Source organism: Marinobacter albus (genome assembly GCF_030238305.1).
GTDB classification, from domain to species: Bacteria; Pseudomonadota; Gammaproteobacteria; order Pseudomonadales; family Oleiphilaceae; genus Marinobacter; species Marinobacter albus.
This window is the reverse complement of sequence record NZ_JASSQD010000001.1, coordinates 1,845,804-1,866,563: the sequence shown is the minus strand read 5'-3', so window position 1 is coordinate 1,866,563 and position 20,760 is coordinate 1,845,804. Positions and strand designations below refer to the sequence as shown.

Annotated in this window: 11 protein-coding genes; 8 read left to right on the top strand and 3 right to left on the bottom strand. The window is 54.4% G+C overall.

Annotation, left to right across the window (positions count from 1 at the left end; genetic code table 11):
* Window positions 1-31 precede the first annotated feature (31 nt).
* The 6 genes from QQF73_RS08690 to xrtA all read left to right on the top strand — a co-directional run bounded on the left by QQF73_RS08690 (window position 32) and on the right by xrtA (window position 9,846).
* The gene (locus tag QQF73_RS08690) at window positions 32-847 is read left to right on the top strand and encodes a lysophospholipid acyltransferase family protein (protein WP_285367877.1); all 816 of its coding nucleotides are present in this window, start codon (window positions 32-34) and stop codon (window positions 845-847) included.
* The gene (locus QQF73_RS08685; RefSeq protein ID WP_285367876.1) at window positions 847-1,794 is read left to right on the top strand and encodes an SDR family oxidoreductase; all 948 of its coding nucleotides are present in this window, start codon (window positions 847-849) and stop codon (window positions 1,792-1,794) included. The genes QQF73_RS08690 and QQF73_RS08685 overlap by 1 nt, the downstream gene beginning before the upstream one ends.
* A gap of 47 nt (window positions 1,795-1,841) precedes the next feature.
* Entirely contained in the window at window positions 1,842-3,977 is a 2,136-nt protein-coding gene (prsK, locus tag QQF73_RS08680) for an XrtA/PEP-CTERM system histidine kinase PrsK (RefSeq protein ID WP_285367875.1), read from the top strand.
* A 137-nt stretch (window positions 3,978-4,114) separates the two neighbouring features.
* Window positions 4,115-5,488 (top strand): PEP-CTERM-box response regulator transcription factor, encoded by a 1,374-nt coding sequence (gene prsR / locus QQF73_RS08675; protein ID WP_219865850.1) that lies wholly within the window; start codon window positions 4,115-4,117, stop codon window positions 5,486-5,488.
* Window positions 5,489-5,535: 47 nt separating this feature from the next.
* Complete coding sequence (locus tag QQF73_RS08670) at window positions 5,536-8,235, top strand: tetratricopeptide repeat protein (protein ID WP_285367874.1); 2,700 nt, start codon at window positions 5,536-5,538, stop codon at window positions 8,233-8,235.
* A gap of 102 nt (window positions 8,236-8,337) precedes the next feature.
* Entirely contained in the window at window positions 8,338-9,846 is a 1,509-nt protein-coding gene (xrtA, locus tag QQF73_RS08660; protein WP_345782950.1) for an exosortase A, read from the top strand.
* A gap of 1 nt (window position 9,847) precedes the next feature.
* Here xrtA and QQF73_RS08655 read toward each other — a convergent pair whose 3' ends face one another.
* The 3 genes from QQF73_RS08655 to QQF73_RS08645 form a co-directional block, all read right to left on the bottom strand.
* Entirely contained in the window at window positions 9,848-10,756 is a 909-nt protein-coding gene (locus tag QQF73_RS08655) for a formyl transferase (protein ID WP_285367873.1), read from the bottom strand.
* Between the two features lie 24 nt (window positions 10,757-10,780).
* Window positions 10,781-11,941, bottom strand: a complete 1,161-nt coding sequence (locus tag QQF73_RS08650) for a GNAT family N-acetyltransferase (protein WP_219865854.1) — start codon at window positions 11,939-11,941, stop codon at window positions 10,781-10,783.
* Between the two features lie 91 nt (window positions 11,942-12,032).
* Window positions 12,033-12,890: a cupin-like domain-containing protein gene (locus tag QQF73_RS08645; protein WP_219865855.1), complete on the bottom strand. Its 858-nt coding sequence runs from the start codon at window positions 12,888-12,890 to the stop codon at window positions 12,033-12,035.
* Between the two features lie 432 nt (window positions 12,891-13,322).
* Between QQF73_RS08645 and QQF73_RS08640 the strand changes: the two genes are divergently transcribed.
* Complete coding sequence (locus QQF73_RS08640; RefSeq protein ID WP_219865856.1) at window positions 13,323-13,979, top strand: 4'-phosphopantetheinyl transferase family protein; 657 nt, start codon at window positions 13,323-13,325, stop codon at window positions 13,977-13,979.
* A 181-nt stretch (window positions 13,980-14,160) separates the two neighbouring features.
* Entirely contained in the window at window positions 14,161-20,757 is a 6,597-nt protein-coding gene (locus QQF73_RS08635) for a polyketide synthase (RefSeq protein WP_285367871.1), read from the top strand.
* The last annotated feature ends 3 nt before the right edge of the window (window positions 20,758-20,760 follow it).

Below are 20,760 nucleotides of genomic sequence, written 5' to 3'. Positions count from 1 at the left end.
GATCGAATCCGCTAACCAACAGGGAGTCAGCATGAGTCTGGCATCGTTCCTGAAATCCAGGCTGATTTCTGAAGATCTGGAGCACCACGTAAATCGCATTCGTAAACCCATCGGCACGTTGGGCTATGACCCATGGGGCTACAACAATGAAGCGGTCAAATACGGGCTTGCTCTGACCAAACAGATCTACGAGAAATACTTCCGCGTCCAGGCCCATGGCGTCGAGAAGGTCCCGTCCGAAGGTCCCGTTCTCATCATCGCCAACCACAGTGGTCAGTTGCCCATTGATGGACTTCTTATTGGCTATGCGCTGGCGTCCCGCAAAGAAAAGCCCCGTATGCCGCGAGCGATGATCGAACGGTTCTTCCCCACGGTGCCCTGGCTGGGAAATTTACTGAATGAAGTGGGCGCTGTACTCGGAGATCCGGTGAATTGCGCCAAGATGCTGGCCAATGATGAAGCCGTCATTGTCTTCCCCGAGGGCATCCGGGGCTCCGGCAAACTGTATCGCGACCGTTACGAACTCAAGCGGTTCGGCAACGGCTTCATGCACCTGGCCATGAAGTACAAGGCCCCGATTGTTCCAGTGGGTGTCGTGGGCTGCGAAGAAACCATCCCGGCCATCGCCAACATCAAGCCGCTGGCCAAAACTCTGGGAATTCCCTACGCGCCGGTTGCCCTGCCCGTGGTTCTGCCGGCCAAGGTTCACCTGAATTTTGGCGACCCCATGTACTTCGATGACCTTGAAATACAGGAAGAACAAGTCACGGAACGGGTAGAAAAGGTGAAAGCTGAGATCAGCCGGCTGATAGACAAGGGATTGAGTGAACGGAAAAGGCTTTTCTGATGACACAGCAACGCAGACCTCACATTCTGGTTACCGGCGCCGCGGGTGCCTTGGCCCAGCAAGTGATCAACCAACTGCGCGACCACTGCGATCTCGTGGCCGTCGATTTCCGGGAGCAGGTTTACTTGGGTGATGACATCCCGAGTTATTGCATTGATTTCAACAAACGGGTCTTCGAGGACCTGTTTCGCCGCTATGAGTTCGATGGGGTCATACATCTTGGCCGAATCATGTCGAGCCAGCTCACCCGCATGCGACGGTATAATGCCAACGTGCTTGGCACTCAGAAGTTGCTGGATCTGAGCCACAAGTACGGCATCAAACGGGTTGTTGTGCTGTCCACCTTTCACGTTTACGGTGCTGTCGCCTATAACCCGGCGCTGATTGATGAATCGGCGCCATTGAAGAGCGCTGGCCTGAGTGCCGACCTGATAGATTCGGTGGAACTTGAGAACCTTGCCAACATCTATCTCTGGCGCTACCCGGAGCTCAATATTACCATCTTGAGGCCTTGCAATATTGTTGGTCCCGGCGTAAAGAACTCCATAAGTACCCTGCTTGCCAGTGAGCGGGCACCGGTATTGGCCGGGTTCTCGCCCATGATGCAATTCATCCATATCGACGATATGGCGGACGCGATTGTGCTCGCGTATAAACGACCCGTTCGGGGAGTTTTCAACGTTGCACCTCAGGACTGGGTTGCCTATCAGCACGCATTGAAACTATGTAGCTGCAGACGGATACCAATCCCATCGGTGCCGCCGGTTCTTCCCTCACTGATCCTGCGCACATTGAATCTGAAAAGTTTTCCTTCGTATCTAATGGCGTTTTTCAAGTATCCTGTCGTTATAGACGGCAGGGCATTCGCTAAAGAATTCGGCTTCGAACCCAAGCGGCCGCTCAAGGAAATCTTCCGCTTCTATCGGGATAACAAGAAACCCGTGTAACGTTTCTGCCGTCAGGGACCAGATGACATTCACGCAGGATGCGAGGAATGCTAAGCGACTTTAGCGTAATCAGCCATGTAGCGGCGGCCCTGACCTTCGGGTTGCTGGCCATTCTTGTCGCCACCCGTTACGTTCGGCGCGATGTCGACCGTGCCCTTTTCCTGGCCGCAATTGTTACAACCCTCTGGTCGTCTGCGCTGGTCATGCAGAGTCTTCTCGGATATCCCGGATTTTTCATCCGCTACCTGCTGGAACTGCTGCGGTATGCGGCCTGGATCATTCTGCTTTTTGCCATGCTCCGGAATGCCTTTCACCAGGGCAGCCTGACTGGCCAGTTGAAACAGGTCCTGGGAATATCCACCACCATCCTTCTCATACTCTTGCTTGGCTTCGGGATACTCGAGTACGTTTTCGGGTTATCCATTCTGAATGGCAAGACACGACTCCTTGGGCAGATTGCACTGTCACTGCTCGGCTTGTCTCTGGTCGAGCAGATCTGGCGAAACTCCCCCGGCTTTGGCCGTTCGAGCATTAAATATCTCTGTATTGGCGTGGCCACCCTGTTTGCGTTCGACTTCTTCATGTATGCAGATGCCTTGCTGTTTGGCCAGGTGGCAGACTCGTTCTGGAATGCCCGCGGTTTTGTGAACGCCCTTCTCGTTCCCCTGTTCGCCATCAACGTGATCAATACCCGCAAACAACCCGTTGATTTTCAGCTGTCCCATGCTGCCGTCTTCCACGCCGGGACGCTGATCTTTGCCGGCGCTTATTTACTGTGCCTGGCGATTGGCGGCTATTATGTCCGGGTACTTGGAGGTGACTGGGGAGATGCCCTTCAGGTCCTATTCTTCACCATTTCACTGGCCTTTTTGGCGACGCTCATTCTGTCTCGCCGTATCCGCGCCAAACTCATGGTGCTCATCAGTCGGAATTTCTTCGATTATAAGTACGACTATCGCGACGAATGGCTGAAGATGACCAAGGAGTTGGCCAATCTTGGTGACCAGCCGCCCCTTCCCGAGCGAGTGACGAGAATCCTCGCGGGTCTGGTGGAGAGCAATGCGGGCGCAATCTGGCTCAAGGGTGAACAGGACAGCTATGCCCTGAAAGCTTCGGTCAACCTTTCGCCGCCCCGGTACACCGTCATTGACAAGGACTCCGAGCTCGTGCGCTTTTTCAAGCACCGGGAATGGGTCGTCGATCTTCGGGAATACCGCGCCGACCCTATCAGCTACGACCTGCTCGAGATTCCCGATGCCATTGCCAAGATGCCCGATGCCTGGCTGATCATTCCCCTTTACCTTGACAACGAACTCTATGGAATCGCCATGGTGGGGAGCCCCTACGCAAAGGTTGAACTGAACTGGGAGAACTTCGATCTGGTCAAGGTGGTTGCCCGACAGACCTGCAATCTGCTGGCCCAGGCAGATGCCCAACACCGACTATCGCGCGCAATGCAATTCGAAGCGGTAAGCAAGGCTTCGGCCTTTATGATCCATGACCTGAAAACAGTCATCGCCCAGCTGTCCCTGTTGGTCAAGAACGCGTCCAAACACAGGAACAATCCGGCCTTCATCGACGACATGATCAATACCACTGATCACGCCGTGCGCAAGATGTCGAATCTGGTTGATCACATGCGCCGGCCCTCCAGTGATACCGGCGGGGACATTAAAGAGCTGGATCTTACCGCGCTGGTCACCGAACTTCTGGAGCACTACGTCCAGCAACGCCCGGTTCCGCGTTTCGACGGAGATCCACCCCAAGCCCTGATTATGGCTGATGATGAGCAGTTGAGAAGCGTTCTCGGACACCTGATTCAGAATGCCCAGGACGCGACGCCCCCGGACGGCGAGATAACCCTGACGCTCAAGATCTCCAGGGGTAATGCCGTACTGTTTATCCACGATTCCGGTTGCGGGATGACGGAAGAGTTCATCAACTATCAGTTGTTCAAACCCTTCGAGAGCACCAAGGGCCTGACCGGGATGGGGATCGGGGCATTCCAGGCCCGAGAATACCTTCAGAAACTGGGTGGAAGTATTGATGTTACCAGTGAGCCCGGAGTTGGCTCCTGCTTTTCGCTCCGCTTTCCGCTTGCCGAAACCGGCTTCGACGTCGATCAGGAGACTCCCGGAGGGTTTCTGTCCGAGGACGGACACTCCAGAGAGAGCGCCAATTAATCGGCGTTTTTCATTAACACTCGACGAAATCATTGCAAAGCGTCAATCTTCGGTCGAGAATCAAATACAGGGCACTTAGGGAGAAGGGTGTCTCGATAATCGAACAGGGTCTCTAAAACAAGGGAATTGTTGCTGTCGTGACTAGACGACTTTTGATAGTAGAGGACGATCCGGGCCTCCAGAGCCAGATGCGGTGGTGTTTCAGCGACGACCTGGATATTACCGTTGCTTCCGACCGGGATTCCGCCCTCGCCGCGCTCAGACGGGTCGAACCCGACGTGGTGACACTGGACCTGGGCCTACCTCCTGACCCGGGAGGTGCGAGCGAAGGCTTCGGTCTGCTGGAGGACATACTGCGCCTTGCACACATGACGAAAGTCATCGTCGTGACCGGTCGCGAGGACAAGGAGAATGCCGTCAAGGCGATCGGTATGGGTGCCTGTGATTTTTACCAGAAGCCTCTGGATGCCGAGATACTCACCTTTGTTGTGAATCGCGCGTTCAGACTCGCCGAGCTCGAACGGGAAAACCAGGATCTGGCCCAGCATCGAAACGGTACCAACATCAAGGGTATCATTGCTGCCAGCCCTCAAATGCTAGCCATCTGCCGGACCCTGGAAAAGGTGGCCCCCACCGACGTGACGACCCTGATCACCGGCGAAACGGGTACAGGCAAGGAGCTGCTCGCCCGCGCGCTTCACGACCTGAGCCACCGAGCCAAGAAGCCGTTCGCCGCCATCAACTGCGCCGCGATTCCTGAGAACCTATTGGAAAGCGAACTGTTCGGGTTTGAAAAGGGTTCCTTTACCGGAGCAACCCATACCAAAAAAGGCAAGATCGAGAGTGCCAACGGCGGGACCCTGTTCCTCGATGAAATTGGCGACATGCCTATGGCCCTGCAGGCAAAACTTCTGAGGTTTCTGCAGGAGCGGGTTGTCGATCGGGTCGGGTCCGTTCAGCCGATTCCGGTCGATGTAAGGGTGGTGTGTGCCACCCACCGCAATGTCAAAACCCTCATCGAAAGCGGCGATTTCCGCGAAGACCTCTACTACCGGATCAGTGAGATAACCCTCGATGTTCCCGCCGTGAGGGAGCGGAATGGGGATTCGATTGTGATTGCACAATCTCTCCTCAAGGCACTGAGCAAGGACATGGATCGCCCCAACCTCAATTTCACCGAGGACGCCATAGATGCCATCAACAACTACTCGTGGCCAGGTAATGTCAGGGAAATGATCAACAAGGTGAAAAGGGCCACCATCATGGCCGATGGAAAAAGAGTGACCGCGGAGGACCTGGAACTTCCGACCGAAAATCCAACAAAAGATCACCAACTGAACCTGAGACAGGTCCGCGAAAATGCTGAACGCCAGGCCATTGTTCAGGCACTTAGAACCTGTAATTTCAACATCGCCCAGACGTCCAGGTTACTTGGCGTGACTCGACCGACTCTTTACAACCTGACGGACAAGTACCGGATTGAGACATCGACCGCGCCGTCAAAGACCTGAACATCAGGATGTTCATAATAAGACCCGAAAGGAAAAGGACCAGGGCCATGAAATCAGTTTTAGCAGTACGTGCCACCCTCCTCTCCCTCGTCATCGCATTGTCATTGGTGGGCTGTGGCAATGACGACAACGATATGACCCAGACAGACATTCAGTTCCTGAGCCATCTGGACCAGTCGCGGTTTTTTCAGCGCCAGGGAGAACTCAAGGCCAGCACACAGGAAGCACGAAGCGCCATAGAACTGAAGCCAAATAATCTTGAACCCTACTTCCTGATCATCGACAACCTGCTTACGGCCGGTGACGCCGTCAACGCTGAGCGGCAGCTGGGGCGCCTGATGGAGCGAATCTCCGAGAAAGACGTCAGCGAGACCATTCGGAACCGGGCCAACCTCATTCTGGCGGAAGCCAAACTGAAACAAGGTAAATTCGACGACGCTCTCGAAGCCCTGGACAAACTCTCCTCGACAGACACAGACACCAAAATCAAGGAACTCCTGCTCAAAGGCCAGATCCTCCTGGGCGCGGGTAACCTCGCCAAAGCAGGACAGACCTTCGGGGAGGCTCGCTTAACCGATCCAGCTTCAGTTGAAGCCTTGATCGGTCTGTCGAAGGTTGCCCTGGCCGAGGGCGACAAGGCCAAGGCCAAGGAATTCCTGGCGGAAGCGGAAGAAATTGACAAGGAAAACGCCGAGCTGTGGTTGTGGAAAGCGCAATTTGCCCACCTCGAAGAAGAGTGGCAGAAAGCCGAAGACGCCTATATCAGGGCATTGGAGGATATTGGCCAGTTCGATGTGATGACCGCCCGGAAATACTCCACGATTTCAGCGCTGATTCGCGTACTCCGCGCCCAGAGCAAATTCTCGGAAGCGTTTGTCTACGAAGAAATCCTGGCCAAATCACCACCGGGTAAAATCCGAAGCAATCTGATTGCAGCGGATGACGCCCTTAAGGAAGGTGATCTGGCCAAGGCAGAACGGTACCTTGAGGAGATTCTGGCCCAGGCACCTAACCACGAACAATCGGTTCTGATGCTTGGCCTTGTGCGCTTCAGGCAAGGCAGGGCTGAAGAGGCACAGGAACTGCTGGGTCCCATCGCAAAAATGGGCAACTCCGAGATCGCCAGTAAGATGCTTGCTGCCACCATGCTCCAGATGGGGAATCCCGAAGGCGCACAGACCACCTTGGCGGAACTGGAAAACGGCGATTCCGACCCCGAAATTCTCACGTTGGTGGCGATTGCTGCACTGGAAAACGGAGACGTGGAAACAGGCGAAGCACTGATGGAAAAAGCGCTGAGCATCAACCCCAACAACCATGAACTCAGGTTACGGTATGCCAGCTACCTCAATCAACGCGGCGAGTATCAGCGCGCGATCAACCAGGCCGATCTGATCAGAAAAGCAGCACCAGATCTGGATCAGGCCCGAAGCATTATCATCCAGGCCCACCTTGGCTCCGGGAACAGAAGGGCTGCCGTTGAAACGGCGGACAGCTGGATCAAAGCCAAGCCTGAAAGTATTGCAGCGCTGATTATGCGAGGTAATCTTGCGCTGAATGCTGGTGATCCGGAGGCAGCCCGTAAGTATTTTGCGGCCGCCAAAGCAAAAGCGCCCCAGTCCGTTGCGCCCGTGATCGCCCTCGGTAAGCTGGCCCTGGCGCAGAATGACCGAGCGGAAGCCCGAGAACAGTTCCAGAAGGCGGCCCAATTGGCTCCCGACAGTGCGCAGGCCTTGCAGGGGCTGATCTCCGTTCAGGACCGAGGAGAAACCGAACAATTCATGAGCGAGATTCTGGAGCAGCGTCCAGATGCGACCGGTCCCCGCCTGATACTGCTGGAAATCGCCCTGCTCGAAAACGACAATGAATCCGCGAACACTCTCACGGCCTCGCTGCTGGAACGCGCGGAAGAGGATACCCCCTCGCCTGCCTCACATCTGGTTGCAGACATCTACAGTAACGTTGTGTCGAACTTGAAGGGCACCGGCAATGATGAGAGAGCGGCTTCAGTTCTTGAACGGGCGCAGGTTCTGTTTCCGGACAATGAGCAGATAACGCTCCAGGCTGCCCAGCAGGCGTTCGAATATAGCCGGACCGATGAGGCGATGAATATTCTGAACAAGGCCAAAGAACAGTTTCCAAACTCTCCTCGCCCTTACCTGACCGAGGCCGAGTTTCGTGAAAGAGAGGCCGAGTACCAACGCGCCGCTCAACTCTATCATGAGGCACTGGATAAGGCCTCGAGTGCGGACATCATCACCGGTTACGTAAGAAATCTGCAGAGGTCCGGACGCACCAACGACGCCCTGGCCTATCTGGAGTCTGAACTCGGAAACTCCCCCGGCAATAGCAAGCTCCGACTCAACCTCGCCCTTTTACAGCAGTCGACTGGAAAAGAGAACAGCGCCAGGTCCAATTACGAGGTGCTGCTGGAATCGATGCCGAACAATACCGTGGTTCTGAATAATCTGGCGTGGCTTTACCACAAAACAGGCGACGAGCGTGCCGTTGCTCTGGCTGAGCGTGCGTACGAGCTCAGTCCGGAGAACGCCGCAATCGCAGACACCTATGGCTGGATCATGCTGAAATCGGGCAACCATCGGGAGAGCGTACCGGTTCTCGAAAAAGCTCATGCACTTCAGCCGGATTCAGAAGAGATCGCCCGACATCTTGCCGAAGCCTACCGTGTTGTCGGTATGAACTCCGCCGCTCAGAGGATCCTGAAGAAGTTTGGCGAACAAGGTTAACAGCGACGGCAAAACCGGGACTCGCGAAACCTGTGATAAGGTGTCATTTTGGGGTATCTTTAAACAGGTTTAGCCAGAAGACGGTCGAAGTAAAAGGAATTTATGAGTGCCAGTCCCGGGTTTTCACGCCACTACCTGTGGGTACTTGCTATCCCGCTGCTGATCCTTGGCCTGTGGGCGGAATGGCAGGATTTTTTCAGCCTCTGGTATGACTCCATCATTTACAATCACGGCTACCTGGTTCTTGCCGGTACGCTGTATCTGCTGTTTGTCCGCAGACATGCCCTCCAAAAGCTCACCATCAATGGCTCACCCCTGGCAATCGTTCTGCTGGTGGGTGCCAGCGTCGCCCTTTTGTTCTCTCAGGCCGCGGATATACAGGTTTTCCGGCTTCTCTTGGCGCCCATTATCATTTTGCTTTGGGGTTGGTCCATCTGGGGGCGGGATTTCCTGAAAGTAGCCGGCGGCCCCATCTTGCTGTTGTGTTTCGCTGCTCCCATCTGGGACGATTTCTCACCTTTGCTCCAGCACATCACGGTTTTTTTCAACAATATCTTTCTTCAAATAGCCGATATCGAAGCAACCATCAACGAATTTCTGATCACCCTGGAAGTGGGAGCCTTCCTGGTTGAAGGCGGTTGCAGTGGCGTACGTTACCTCATGGTTGCGCTCTTCCTTGGCGCCTTCTATGGGCAGCTTTACTACCGTTCATTAAGGTCAAAGGTGCTATTGATCATCACGGCAGGCCTGTTTTCCCTGCTGGCTAACTGGATCAGGGTCTTCGGGATCATTGCCGCAGGCCATTATACCAATATGCAAACCTCGCTGGTGAAGGACCATGAGCTGTTTGGCTGGGTTATCTTCATCATCTTTACCCTGGTTCCAGTTTTCCTGATCTCTTCCAGGCTGGAGAGCTCGCCGCAGGAAACCACGAAAGACGAGATATCCGGTACGACATCGGGGCGGGTTGGCGGAAAACACACTTCGGTCTTCTGGCCCATTGTGGCGTCTTTTCTGCTTATCTGGCCGCCACTCGTCCCCATCGCCCTTCAAGCGAAAACCGAGAAAGTGGCGCAATCCTGGCATCCGACGCTGGTGGAGGCTGATTCCGACTGGCGAGGCCCACTGAAACACGCCAACGTTTGGCAGCCCGACTTCTCAGATCCAGACATCGATCTCAGTGGTGTCTATGTTTCCAATGATCTCAAGCAGGTTCAATTACAGATCACCGGGTACCGAAACCAGTCCCAGAACAAGGAGTTGATCTTTTATAAGAATCGACTTTTTGACAGTGCTGACTGGCAGCTTATTTCAACTGAGAAACGTGAAATCGGGGATGCTTACCGCCAAAGCCCCAATCACGTCAATGAGACGGTCATCCGGAACAAGGTAGACCGGGCGCAGGTTATTGTCTGGTCCTGGTATGACGTCGGTGGGTTCCTGACCGATTCCAAATTTGAGGCCAAGGTGGCTGGAGCCTTCAAAAAAATAACCGGGGACAGCCGCGGTGCACTTTGGGCACTAGCCGGACGTTGCGAGGTTTCGAAAAGCTCAGAGTGTGAACAGCAGAGAAAGGCGTTCACACTATTTCTTGAAAGCTTTCTCCAGTAAATCAGACAGCGCCTGAAAGCCGGGTCACAGGAACTCCCTGCACCGGGAACTCGTTGATCAGCGCGGCCAAAACGCGTTCATCCCTTTCAGACTTCTCCACCAGGTAGTCACCAATGACACCCTCCCGAATCCGACGCCAAGTGTCGCGTTTAGCGCGGGTGTCGAACATACCATGCAGGTACAGTCGTCCTTTTGTTGTTAACCGGGTCGGGCGGCATCTCGAATTCTCAATATCTTCAATCGCTTTTATCATCATGCTGACTCCCAATCTCACCACCTTTTCGTAAAGGCTGTTCGGGTTGTCGCCATCGCTGATGCTCGGCCTTCCCTGGTAAACCACATCACCGTCGTCTACGCCTTCGGAGACGAAATGGACGGTTGCACCAATGCATTCGGGCTCCCGGTTGTGAATAGCCCAATCCGTCGTAAACAATCCCCGATAAAACTGGGATAAACCACCATGCAGATTCAGAGTGCCATGTGGCGGTATGGCGAGTATCTCTGACTTCATAATCGAGGCGCCACAGACTGCAATGACATCGGGCGCCAACTGCTGGATCCAATCTCGATATTCCGGCGAATTAATTGCGTTGACCCCTTCGGTACGCAGAACCTCGACCCCATCCACCGGATGCAGGACACGTCCTTCTTCACCGAAGTCGAGGGCATTCTCTTCCCGATTGTAATCCTGCTTTCCCTCAATCAACTTCCGGTCCACGACTTCCACGACTTTCCGCGAAAATACGAGGGGATTGCTTGCATACTTCATGGCTTTACTGAGAAGTGACGACCCATCCCTCTCGGGGATCTGGTTCTCAACTACAATCCCGACGACATTCAGGGATTTCATGAGCTGATTCGCGAAGAAAATATCCGACTTGTCCTGACTGACCACTACCACTGTGCGCATTGATCCAATCTCCTTATGGCGTATTCAGGCGGTCCGAGGCCTGGTTTTCGTCGATCTGATCAACCGCTTAATTACCGGAATCACGCGGCGTTCAACAAAATAGATAGCCCGCAGCTTCAGGCTGTCTCCAAACAGCTCAACTGAACAGAAACTCCGGTAGTCGCTGGTCCATTTGCTCAGGTACCAGTAATCGTCGGCGCAGGTGTAATACTGCCGATAGAGCCCTTGCTCGAAAAGGTCTTTGAGCGCGGAATACTCCAGGACTGATCCAGGCGAATACGCCTTGAACCGCTCATCGTAGTCTGCCCGAATGGGATAAACGACATTGTCGAAAGTCAGGTGAACCTCGAAAGCGACGGGGGTGGTTTTATGACGAACGATCCAGGCGCTAAGATCCCCGGACTTACCAAACGTCCCCACCAGATTGAGCAAAAAATGCCGGCTTCGCTGATTCGATCGCAAGTCATTTCCGATAGAGGCCTTCCAGCTATTGGCTGAGATCGCGATGAGCTCATCAATGATTGGTTGATCGGCGCCAGTGATCATCTCGTGGTCGATCGTAAAGTCACCGTCGTTCCTAAACCTGTTAAGTTTGTGATTCAGGCTTTTCTTCAGGCTTCGTGACCTTGACTGATAAAACTCTTTCCAACTGCCATCAATATCAATGACCGGGGTTCGTAGACTGGGCTTTTCCAGCACCCTCTCATGGCCAGGCTTTGACCTATCCGTAAGAAAGCGTTTGAGCTCACTTGTCTGGTCTATCTTGAAGAAAAGACCAACTTCCTTTGAGCTAATCTGAGTCAGTGCTGAATAGACCTCCTCAGTTTCAGAGGGGGTTAGTGCGGAATCAACAATTACCGAAGAATAGGGACTATGACCGTTAGCTGCCAATTTCAACAGCGTAATAGGCACTCCACGGTAGCGCTCCCGGGTACGAATCAGAGGTGCAATGCCAACCAGCGCCTCGTTTCTATAGACGCACCTGAATTCCATCTCCATATCGACGGCAAACGCTTTCCACCAGGCAAGAAGCCAGCCATGGGTCAGTGGTAGAGGAGTCGGAGCCAGCTTGGCGACAAATTCATCCCATTCTGGTTGTATGCGATTAAACTCTTCCTCCCCCCTGATTCTTTTTAACTCCACAGTATTAGGTTTTCCCGCCAATATATAAGAGGTTAGCGCCAAACATGAGATATTCTCCTATCCAGAAAACCACCATCGTTTTTCTCGTTGGGAAAATGAATCATTCCTGTCATTGGCAAGTGCTCTGCTGGATCTAGGCTGCAGATAGCCGGTGTTTGACCTTGCGAAGCTGGTCGAGTACATCGATCGCCCGGCGTTTGATCCAGAAGTCCAGCAACGGCTGATTCAGCCAGTCCTTCAGGCTGTTCTGAAGCCAGAAGTAATTGACCGACACATTACGCCCTTCGGCTTCAATGAAGTGCCAGGTTCCAGCCGGGATGAAAAGGGCCTGCCCTTCTTCCAGCCAACCAGACAATCCCTTTGCCTGGCTCAGTTTCGGGAACCGACTGAAGTCCGGATTCTGACAATCAATTTTGCTGTCAACCACCCGGTTCTCAAGGAGAGCCTTCAGGCTGAAGGGACTGTATGGATACATGCAGTCGCTTTGATCCGGAGAGAAAAGAATGAAGCGCTTCCGTCCCTCCAACATCATCAAGAGACTGTGGGTTTCATCGTAGTGAAGAAGGGATTTGTTCTGCCCCGGTCCGATGTACAGGTTGGAAACCCGGAACCGGGATTCTGGAACGAACGGCGGTAGAGAGACGTCAATTTCCTGGGGAAGATCGCCCGACACGCCCTGTCCCCTCAGCGGTTCAAGCGCATAACCGTTCTGAGTCGTCTCCATGACCTGGTCAAAATCGGGCATCGGGATACGTTCGAAGCCAAGGTAATGATAAATCCCATCCTCGGACTTACGCTGAATCCGGATCGATTTCAGTGAATTCCTGAAAAATTCATAGTCCCAGTTTCGCGTAAACGGCAACGCCTCCCGGATACCGTCCAGCAAAACAGGTTGTCGCTTCTGGATAAATCTGGTCAAGCCCTCCTGATCGGAGGGAAAAGGAATGGTTTCAATAGCTTCCGGCGCAGACAGATCAAATAAGTTCATCATGACATCCCTTTTCAACGAACTGGAACTGTTCGAATTCCCTTTAAAAGCCTAGCCCTGCTTTTCACCGGATGGCGAGGGACAATTTAACGATATGCCATGGTCCCTAAAGCTGCAAGCACTACCAACGGCTTTCATATTCAACAGCTTCTCAACCAGTTTGTTCCCTGAACCTTATCCGATCTGAGCGATTAACGGCTAGCGCTGAATCAATTTTTCATCGTATTTATACCGGTGTAACCTACAACCTGCCCGCTTAAACTGGATAAAGTATCCCGGCCCTCGCTTGATCGAGCCTAGTCAACATCCTAATGTTTGTAATACTGGCTTTCTTTTTTGGAGTTTTACCCCCATCAGTCTGGATACTTCCCCGGAAAATTCATCCGGGAGACAGGCGAACTCTTTTCTAACGCCAATCGAGCGAATGCCCCTCTCATGAATGCAGACAGTATTGTGGCGATTGAACGGCGACTGAGGTCCTTCAGCCAGGCAAATCTCTACCTCTGCGCAGGGGAACTGACGCAAGACCAGTCCCAATATGTCATTGAAAGAGAACTGATGCGCAGGGCGGGTGCCAAACGAAAGAAAGAGTTTTTTTCCGGTCGCTGCCTGGCCCGCCTAGCGCTCAAACGCGCAGGATGGCCAATCCAGGCGCTTGATCGTGGCCCCCTGGGTAACCCGATCTGGCCTGCGCACATCATCGGCTCGATAACGCACGACCAGCACTTCGGCATGGCAGTTGTTACCCACGACAGTGAAGTTCAGGGTATCGGCATTGATCTGATTGAGAACCCGGGCAAGGTTGACCGCCAAATCGACCACCTGATCATGCACGTTGAGGAAGAACTACTGCTGGCAGCCCGCTTTCCGGAGCTGCCTGCCCCTGCGGTCGCTTTCAGTGTTAAGGAAGCAGTGGTTAAAGCTGTCTCCGTACACATTGGCCGTTTCATGGATTTTCTGGACATCCAGCTGACGGCCTCGGATCAGGGGATCAGTGCCCGGGTCAATGGCTTCCCTCGCCCGATACCCTGCATCGTAATTGCGACAGAATTCGGACTCTTGAGCGCGTGCTTTTTCCGCCTCAGGAACTGAAAGCTTATACCACCTGACATACCTCCAGGATGCCCGCACGGGATATAGCGCAATGCTCTTTGCTATGCTAGTTTACATATTGTAACAACCGGTCTGTGCGCTGTCTTACAGGCCACCTGATTCTTGGCATGGAGTCCCGCCGAGCTGTGTTCGTTGATCTCTATCTAGGGAAGGCAGAGAGATGGATGCTAGAGAGTCTCCCCCCGTCGTACCCGGCTTCCTCGCCCAGTTTGAACACACGGTCCGCGAGTGTGCCGGAGATCCTGCCCTGTGGGTATCCGGGCAAACGGTTTCCTATGGGGACCTGTACAACAATGCGCTCATCATTCAGGAAGAAATTGCAGCAATAAGCGTCCCCCGAGGCACCCCGATAGCCATCCACACCCACAATCGTGAGTTGGCCATTACGGCAATGATCGCCATTCTTCGGCATGGCTGTGCTTATCTTCCTCTGGACCCCATGTATCCGGAGGATCGCCTTAACTATATGGTCAGCCACGCCGGCGCGGCCCTTACCGTTACCGATAACGATGATTTCAGATCCCCTGTCGGTAGCCACCTGGATCTTCGTGATATTGCTTTTGGCCCTGTTTCAGAGTCAGCGCCGCAGAGTGCCCCTATTACGCCGGAAACTGATGCTTACGTCATCTATACCTCCGGCTCAACAGGCAAGCCCAAGGGCGTTCTGATGAATCACGGCACGCTGGACAACCTGATTTTCTGGCAAAACAACCATTATGAGCCCGGTACGCGCTACCGGACCCTGCAATTTTCAGCTTTGAGTTTTGATGTCTCGTTTCAGGAAACCTTTTCCACCCTGAGTCAGGGTGGAACCCTGTATCTCATCGACCAGGAGCTCAAACAGGATTTCCGCCGCCTACTTGAGTTCATTGAAGAGCAACGAATTGAGCGGATCTTCCTCCCTTACATCGCGCTGCTTCAATTGGTCATGTGGGCGAACCGCCTGCGGCTATACCCGGTTTCCCTGAGGGAAGTTATCACTGCGGGCGAACAGCTGGTCATTAGCAAGGAATTACGTACCGCCTTTAACGCATTGAAAAATGCGACCCTGATTAACCAGTACGGGCCCTGCGAAACCCATGTGGTAAGCGAATATGCGCTCCATTGGCCGGCGGATGACTGGCCAGCTTTGCCACCGATTGGCAAAGCCATCGACCACGCAGAACTCTTAATTCTGGACGAGGAGCGAAACCCGGTTGATCAAGACGAAGTCGGCGAACTGTACATCGCGGGCCCGGTCTTGGCACACGGTTACATAAACAGCCCCGAACAGACCGAACAACGCTTCATCACGCTTTCGAATCTCGACGGACAGCGAGCCTACCGCACGGGCGACCTTGTTAGTCGTGACGCTGCGGGCGACCTTCTTTACCGCGGACGCATCGACAACCAGGTCAAAATCAGTGGTTACCGGGTGGAGCTCAGTGAAGTTGAAGCCCGACTGCTGGACACTGGCCTGATCCAGGAAGCTGCCGCCGCAGTTCAGGAAATCAACGGGCAGAAGAAGCTGGTGGCTTTCGTCACTGCTGACTCCGGGACCGGCGACATCGAAGCTTCCCTCAAACGGAGACTTCAGGCACTGATGCCGGGCTACATGATTCCGAGCCGGTTTTACTGGGTTGATAAGCTCAGGAAGACGCCCTCGGGAAAGATAGACCGGAAATCAATGCTGGAATCATTGGACGGCGTCGCCACGGAATCCTCCAGCCGGCAGGAAGACCTGTCCGAATCCCTGTTGACCATTATCAGACGAGAACTGGATCTCGCCGATCTGGTCACTGAGGATAACCTGCAGGATCGCGGAATGGATTCCCTAGCCGCTAACCGGATTGCTGCGTCGTTCTATGAGCAGCAGGGGCTTTCCATCCCTGTGTACTCCCTGTTCCAGTACCGAACCCTGGGGCAGTTCCTGAACTATGCAGTGACCCGCCACAGTGTTCCGGTAACGGGCACCGCTGACGGCCCGGCTCAGACAAAGAGCAGCACCGACGCTGCAGCCCGGGATGTCGCGATCATTGGAATGTCCTTGCGAGTTCCCGGCGCGAATTCACTGGAAACCTTCTGGCAGAATCTCCTTGAAGGCACAGAGAGCATCACCTTCTTCACGCCCACAGACAGTGACAGTGGTTACGTTAATGCCCGCGGGATCCTGGACGATCCCCTGGGCTTCGATGATCGCTTCTTCGGGATCAGTCCGATCGAGGCCGAGTTCATAGATCCGCAACAGCGTTTGCTGCTCGAACTCGCGTGGCACGGCCTGGAAAATGCCGGCTACGATCCGGAGCAGTTCGCCGGTCGGATTGGCGTCTATTGTGGCGTTGGCAACAACACTTACTACCTCAACAATGTTCTGAAAAATCAGGAGAAACTCGAAGATTATGGCGCACTTCAGGCAATGGTGGCGAATGAAAAGGATTACGCCGCAACCCGCCTCGCCCACAAACTGAACCTGGTCGGACCGGCTCTCAGCATTCACAGTGCCTGTTCGACCTCACTGGTAGCTGTAGCGGAGGCCGTTGAAGCCATCCGACAAGGCCGTTGTGATATTGCCATCGCTGGGGGCGCATCCCTTACATTTCCGCAGCAACAGCCCCATACCCACCAGGAAGGCAGCATTTATACCCGTGACGGTCACACGCGTCCTTTCGATAAAGACAGTTCAGGCACGGTCTTCAGCGATGGCGGCGGCATCGTCGTACTGAAACGGCTGGATGAAGCCCAGAAAGATCGGGACTACATCTACGCGGCCATAACCGGCGTTGCGGTCAATAACGATGGGGCGGAGAAAGGCAGTTTTTCCGGGCCCAGCGTTCAAGGCCAGAAATCCGTCATTCAGGCCGCCATCAATGATGCACGCCTCGATGTTAACCGCGTCGGCTACGTTGAAGCTCATGGCACCGCTACCCCGATCGGTGACCCGATTGAGGTTTCGGCGCTGAGTGCGGCGTTTGCCGAGTACACGCCAAACAAACAATTCTGCCAACTGGGGTCAGTGAAGAGTAATTTTGGTCACCTGACTGCTGCCGCGGGGGTCGCGGGACTTATCAAATGCGCCCTGGCCGTTGATCGCGCCAAGATTCCACAAACAATCAATTTCAAGACCCCTAACCCGGAACTGAACCTGAGCCAGACTCCGTTTATGGTCGCGCATAGCGCGACCGACTGGAATAAACCCCGGTCAGAGCGCATTGCCGGGGTCAGCTCTTTCGGGATTGGCGGCACCAATGCCCATGTTCTGCTCAAGGGCACCGAATCCATGGCCGGGCCCGACCACTCGGCCACACCGGAATGGGTGCCACTCTGTTTCAGTGCGCACTCTGCCAGTGCCCTGTCGTCACTGCTGGCAAGCTATCAACCGTTCCTGAACGAGTCCAACGACCGAACGTATCGAGCCGAGCTAGCCGCCGCGTTGATCCACAACCGTCGCAAATTTCGTTACCGCATTGCACTCCCACAGGACATCGAGGTTCACGACCTTATCGCCATGATTGAGGAGGCCGAGGATACCGAGGCGGCATTCACAGCCCCCACAGTCGCTTTTGCCTTCCCCGGCCAGGGCTGTCAGGTAGCGGGCATGGGGCGCGCCCTTTATGCCAGCATCCCGGCGTTTCGTGAGGCCTTTGACGAGTGTGCCGGAATCCTCCGGCGTCAACATGATCTGGATATCCTCTCACTGGTGTTTGAGTCCGGCGATCCCCTGAAGGATACCCAGAAAACCCAGATCAGCCTGTTCTGCTTCGGATATGCCCTTTTCGCTGCACTGCACAGCATCGGGATAAAGCCAAGTGCCGCTATTGGGCACAGTATCGGTGAGTTGTTAGCAGCGACAATATCGGGGGTTTTTGACCTGCCCACGGCTATTCGAGTGGTCATGACCCGCGGCGAAGTCATGCAGGCACAACCCTCGGGTTCAATGTTGGCAGCGCGTGCCGGTATCGACCAACTGTCTCCGCTGTTGCCTAAGACAGTCGTCGTTGCGGCTGAAAATACCGCCGACGCCTGCACCCTGTCCGGAGACCATGATGGGATTGATGAGGCAGCAGCAATACTGGAACAGAATTCCATCAAATTCCGGGCGCTGAATACCTCTCACGCCTTTCACTCACCCGCCATGGATGCTGCCAGTGAGGCCTTCAGTCAGCGTTTGAAGGGTGTGGAACTTAACGCCCCTAGCCTGCCTTTTATCTCCTGCGTCACGGGCGAATGGATAACCGATCAGCAGGCAACTGACATCCGTTACTGGGCCCGGCAGATTCGAGAGCCGGTTCAGTTCCGCAAAGGTTGCCAGACCCTCGGAACGCTCAAGAATCTGGTCGTCCTGGAGTGTGGACCACAAGGCACGGTTTCCGGGATGGCTCTGCAGAACCTGGACGATAAATCCGATCTTGCATTGATTCCTCTGGCCATAGAGGCCGGCAACTCCGACAAAGAACTCGCTTCATTCTCTCGGGGGCTGGGTCAGGCCTGGTCCAAAGGCGTGGTGATCGACTGGCCCTGCGAATTGGCAAACCCGTCTTTGCGGGTTCAATTGCCGGGATACCCTTTCCAGCATCGGACCCACGTAATCGAACCCGAGCCGGTTGCCCCGGCGGCGGCAAGTACCGCTATCAACGCAGTTGACACCGATCAGGTCACTGCAATCGCTACTTCACAGAATTCGGCTGGGCAAAGCATGAACGATGACATCGCTGAAAAATTGCGCACTCTGTTTTCTGACCTATCCGGTATTGATCTCAGTCAGGCCGATGGAAACGCGACATTCTTCGAACTCGGTCTGGATTCCTTATTGCTCACGCAGTCAACCATCAAGATCAAGAAGAAGTTCAAGGTAAACATCACCTTCCGACAACTTCTCAATGATTATGGAAACCTCGATAAGCTGGGCGAGTATCTCATTAGTCAGGGGGCCGATACCGGCGTCAACACTGTGACCCAGAGCGTTTCCGCGGATGTTCCGGCACCGCGTCAAACCGCCACGCCAGGCGAAGCCAATGCAACAGTTTCTTCCGGCCAACCCAGTCCATTGCCCTCGTTCGCCCATACAGCAGGGGTATCCGGCGAGATTCAGTCGTTACTGCATCAACAAATGCAGATTCTCCAAGGCCAGCTGGCACTGCTTTCGTCATTATCGAGCCAGCCCTCCCAGGGTGGCTCGACTCATTCCTCTTCTGAGGGTGTAACCGGCAGTCATGACCAGACGAGGCCAACGACTTCGCCGATCAAGCCTTTCGGAGCCGGCACACGCATCAATGTCAAACGCAGTAATGAGATGACGCCCAAGCAGCAGGCGAACTTCGACGAACTGGCAACTCGCTACAACAACCGATTTGCACGCTCAAAGAAGTTTGCCCAGAACAACCGCAAGCAACTGGCGGACCCAAGGGTTGTTTCGGGGTTTCGTAATGTGATCAAGGAAGTCATTTATCCGATTGTGGTTGAGCGTTCCGAGGGCCCCTACCTCTGGGATATCGACGGCGGAAAACTGATTGATGTCACCTGTGGTTTTGGCAGTAATTTCTTCGGCAACTCTGCGCCCTTTATCAAGGATGCGATCTCGCGGCAACTGGATCTCGGCTACGAGATTGGCCCTCAACACCCTCTTGTTGCCGATGCCTCCCGACTGTTTTGCCAGATCACGGGCAACGAACGCGTGGCCTTCTGCAATACCGGGTCTGAAGCGGTTCTTGGGGCCATGCGTTTGGCCCGGACGGTGACCGCCAAGGAGAAAGTCGTCATCTTTGAGAACGATTACCATGGCATCCACGACGACGTTATCGTTACCCGGGGAAGCAGCGGATTCGCCGTTCCGGCGGCGGCGGGCATTCCCGAAGCTGCCGTCGAGAACATGATTGTCCTCGATTATGGTAATGACGACTCGCTCGCCTACATTCGAGAGCATGCTGAAGAGATCGCGGCCATTCTGGTTGAGCCTGTTCAAAGCCGCAACCCTGACCTGCAGCCAAAAAGCTTTCTTCAGAAGGCCCGGGTACTGTGTTCAGAAAAGCAGATTGCGCTCATTTTTGACGAAGTAATCACCGGGTTTCGAATCCACCCACGCGGAGCACAGGGTTATTACGGTATTGATGCCGATATCTGTACCTACGGCAAGATTGTCGGCGGTGGTCTCCCTATCGGCGCCATATCCGGAAAAGCCGAGTTCATGGACGCGTTGGACGGCGGCCAATGGCAATTCGGTGACGACTCTGCTCCCGAGGTCGGTGTGACCTATTTTGCCGGCACATTCGTTCGTCACCCCCTGGTGTTGGCCGCCGCAGTTGCTGTTTTGCAGCGCCTGACCGAAGAGCCAGGGCTTCAGGACGACCTGAACCAGCGTGCCAGTCAGATGGTGAGCGATATCAACCACTACGCCCAACTGGTTGGCGCCCCGCTGAAAATCGAAAATTGCGGATCTATGTGCAAGGTAAAGATTCCGCAGGACATAGCGTTCGAGGAGCTGATCTATATCCTCCTGCGCGAGAAAGGCATCCATATCTGGGATGCGCGCCCAATGTTCATCACCACCGCCCACAGTGACGAAGACATAAGCGGTATCGTCAACGCTTTCAAACAGGCCATGGACGAGATGATTGCCATGGACTTTTTCCCGACCACCCAGGATTCGGTACAGGCGGCAAACGGGAGCGGTCAACGGCCTCCGGTCGAGGGTGCTCGACTCGGTCGTGATGAATCCGGAAAGGCCGCCTGGTATATCCCTTCCAAAACGAACAAGAACCAATTCGAGAAATGGGCAGGTTAACCG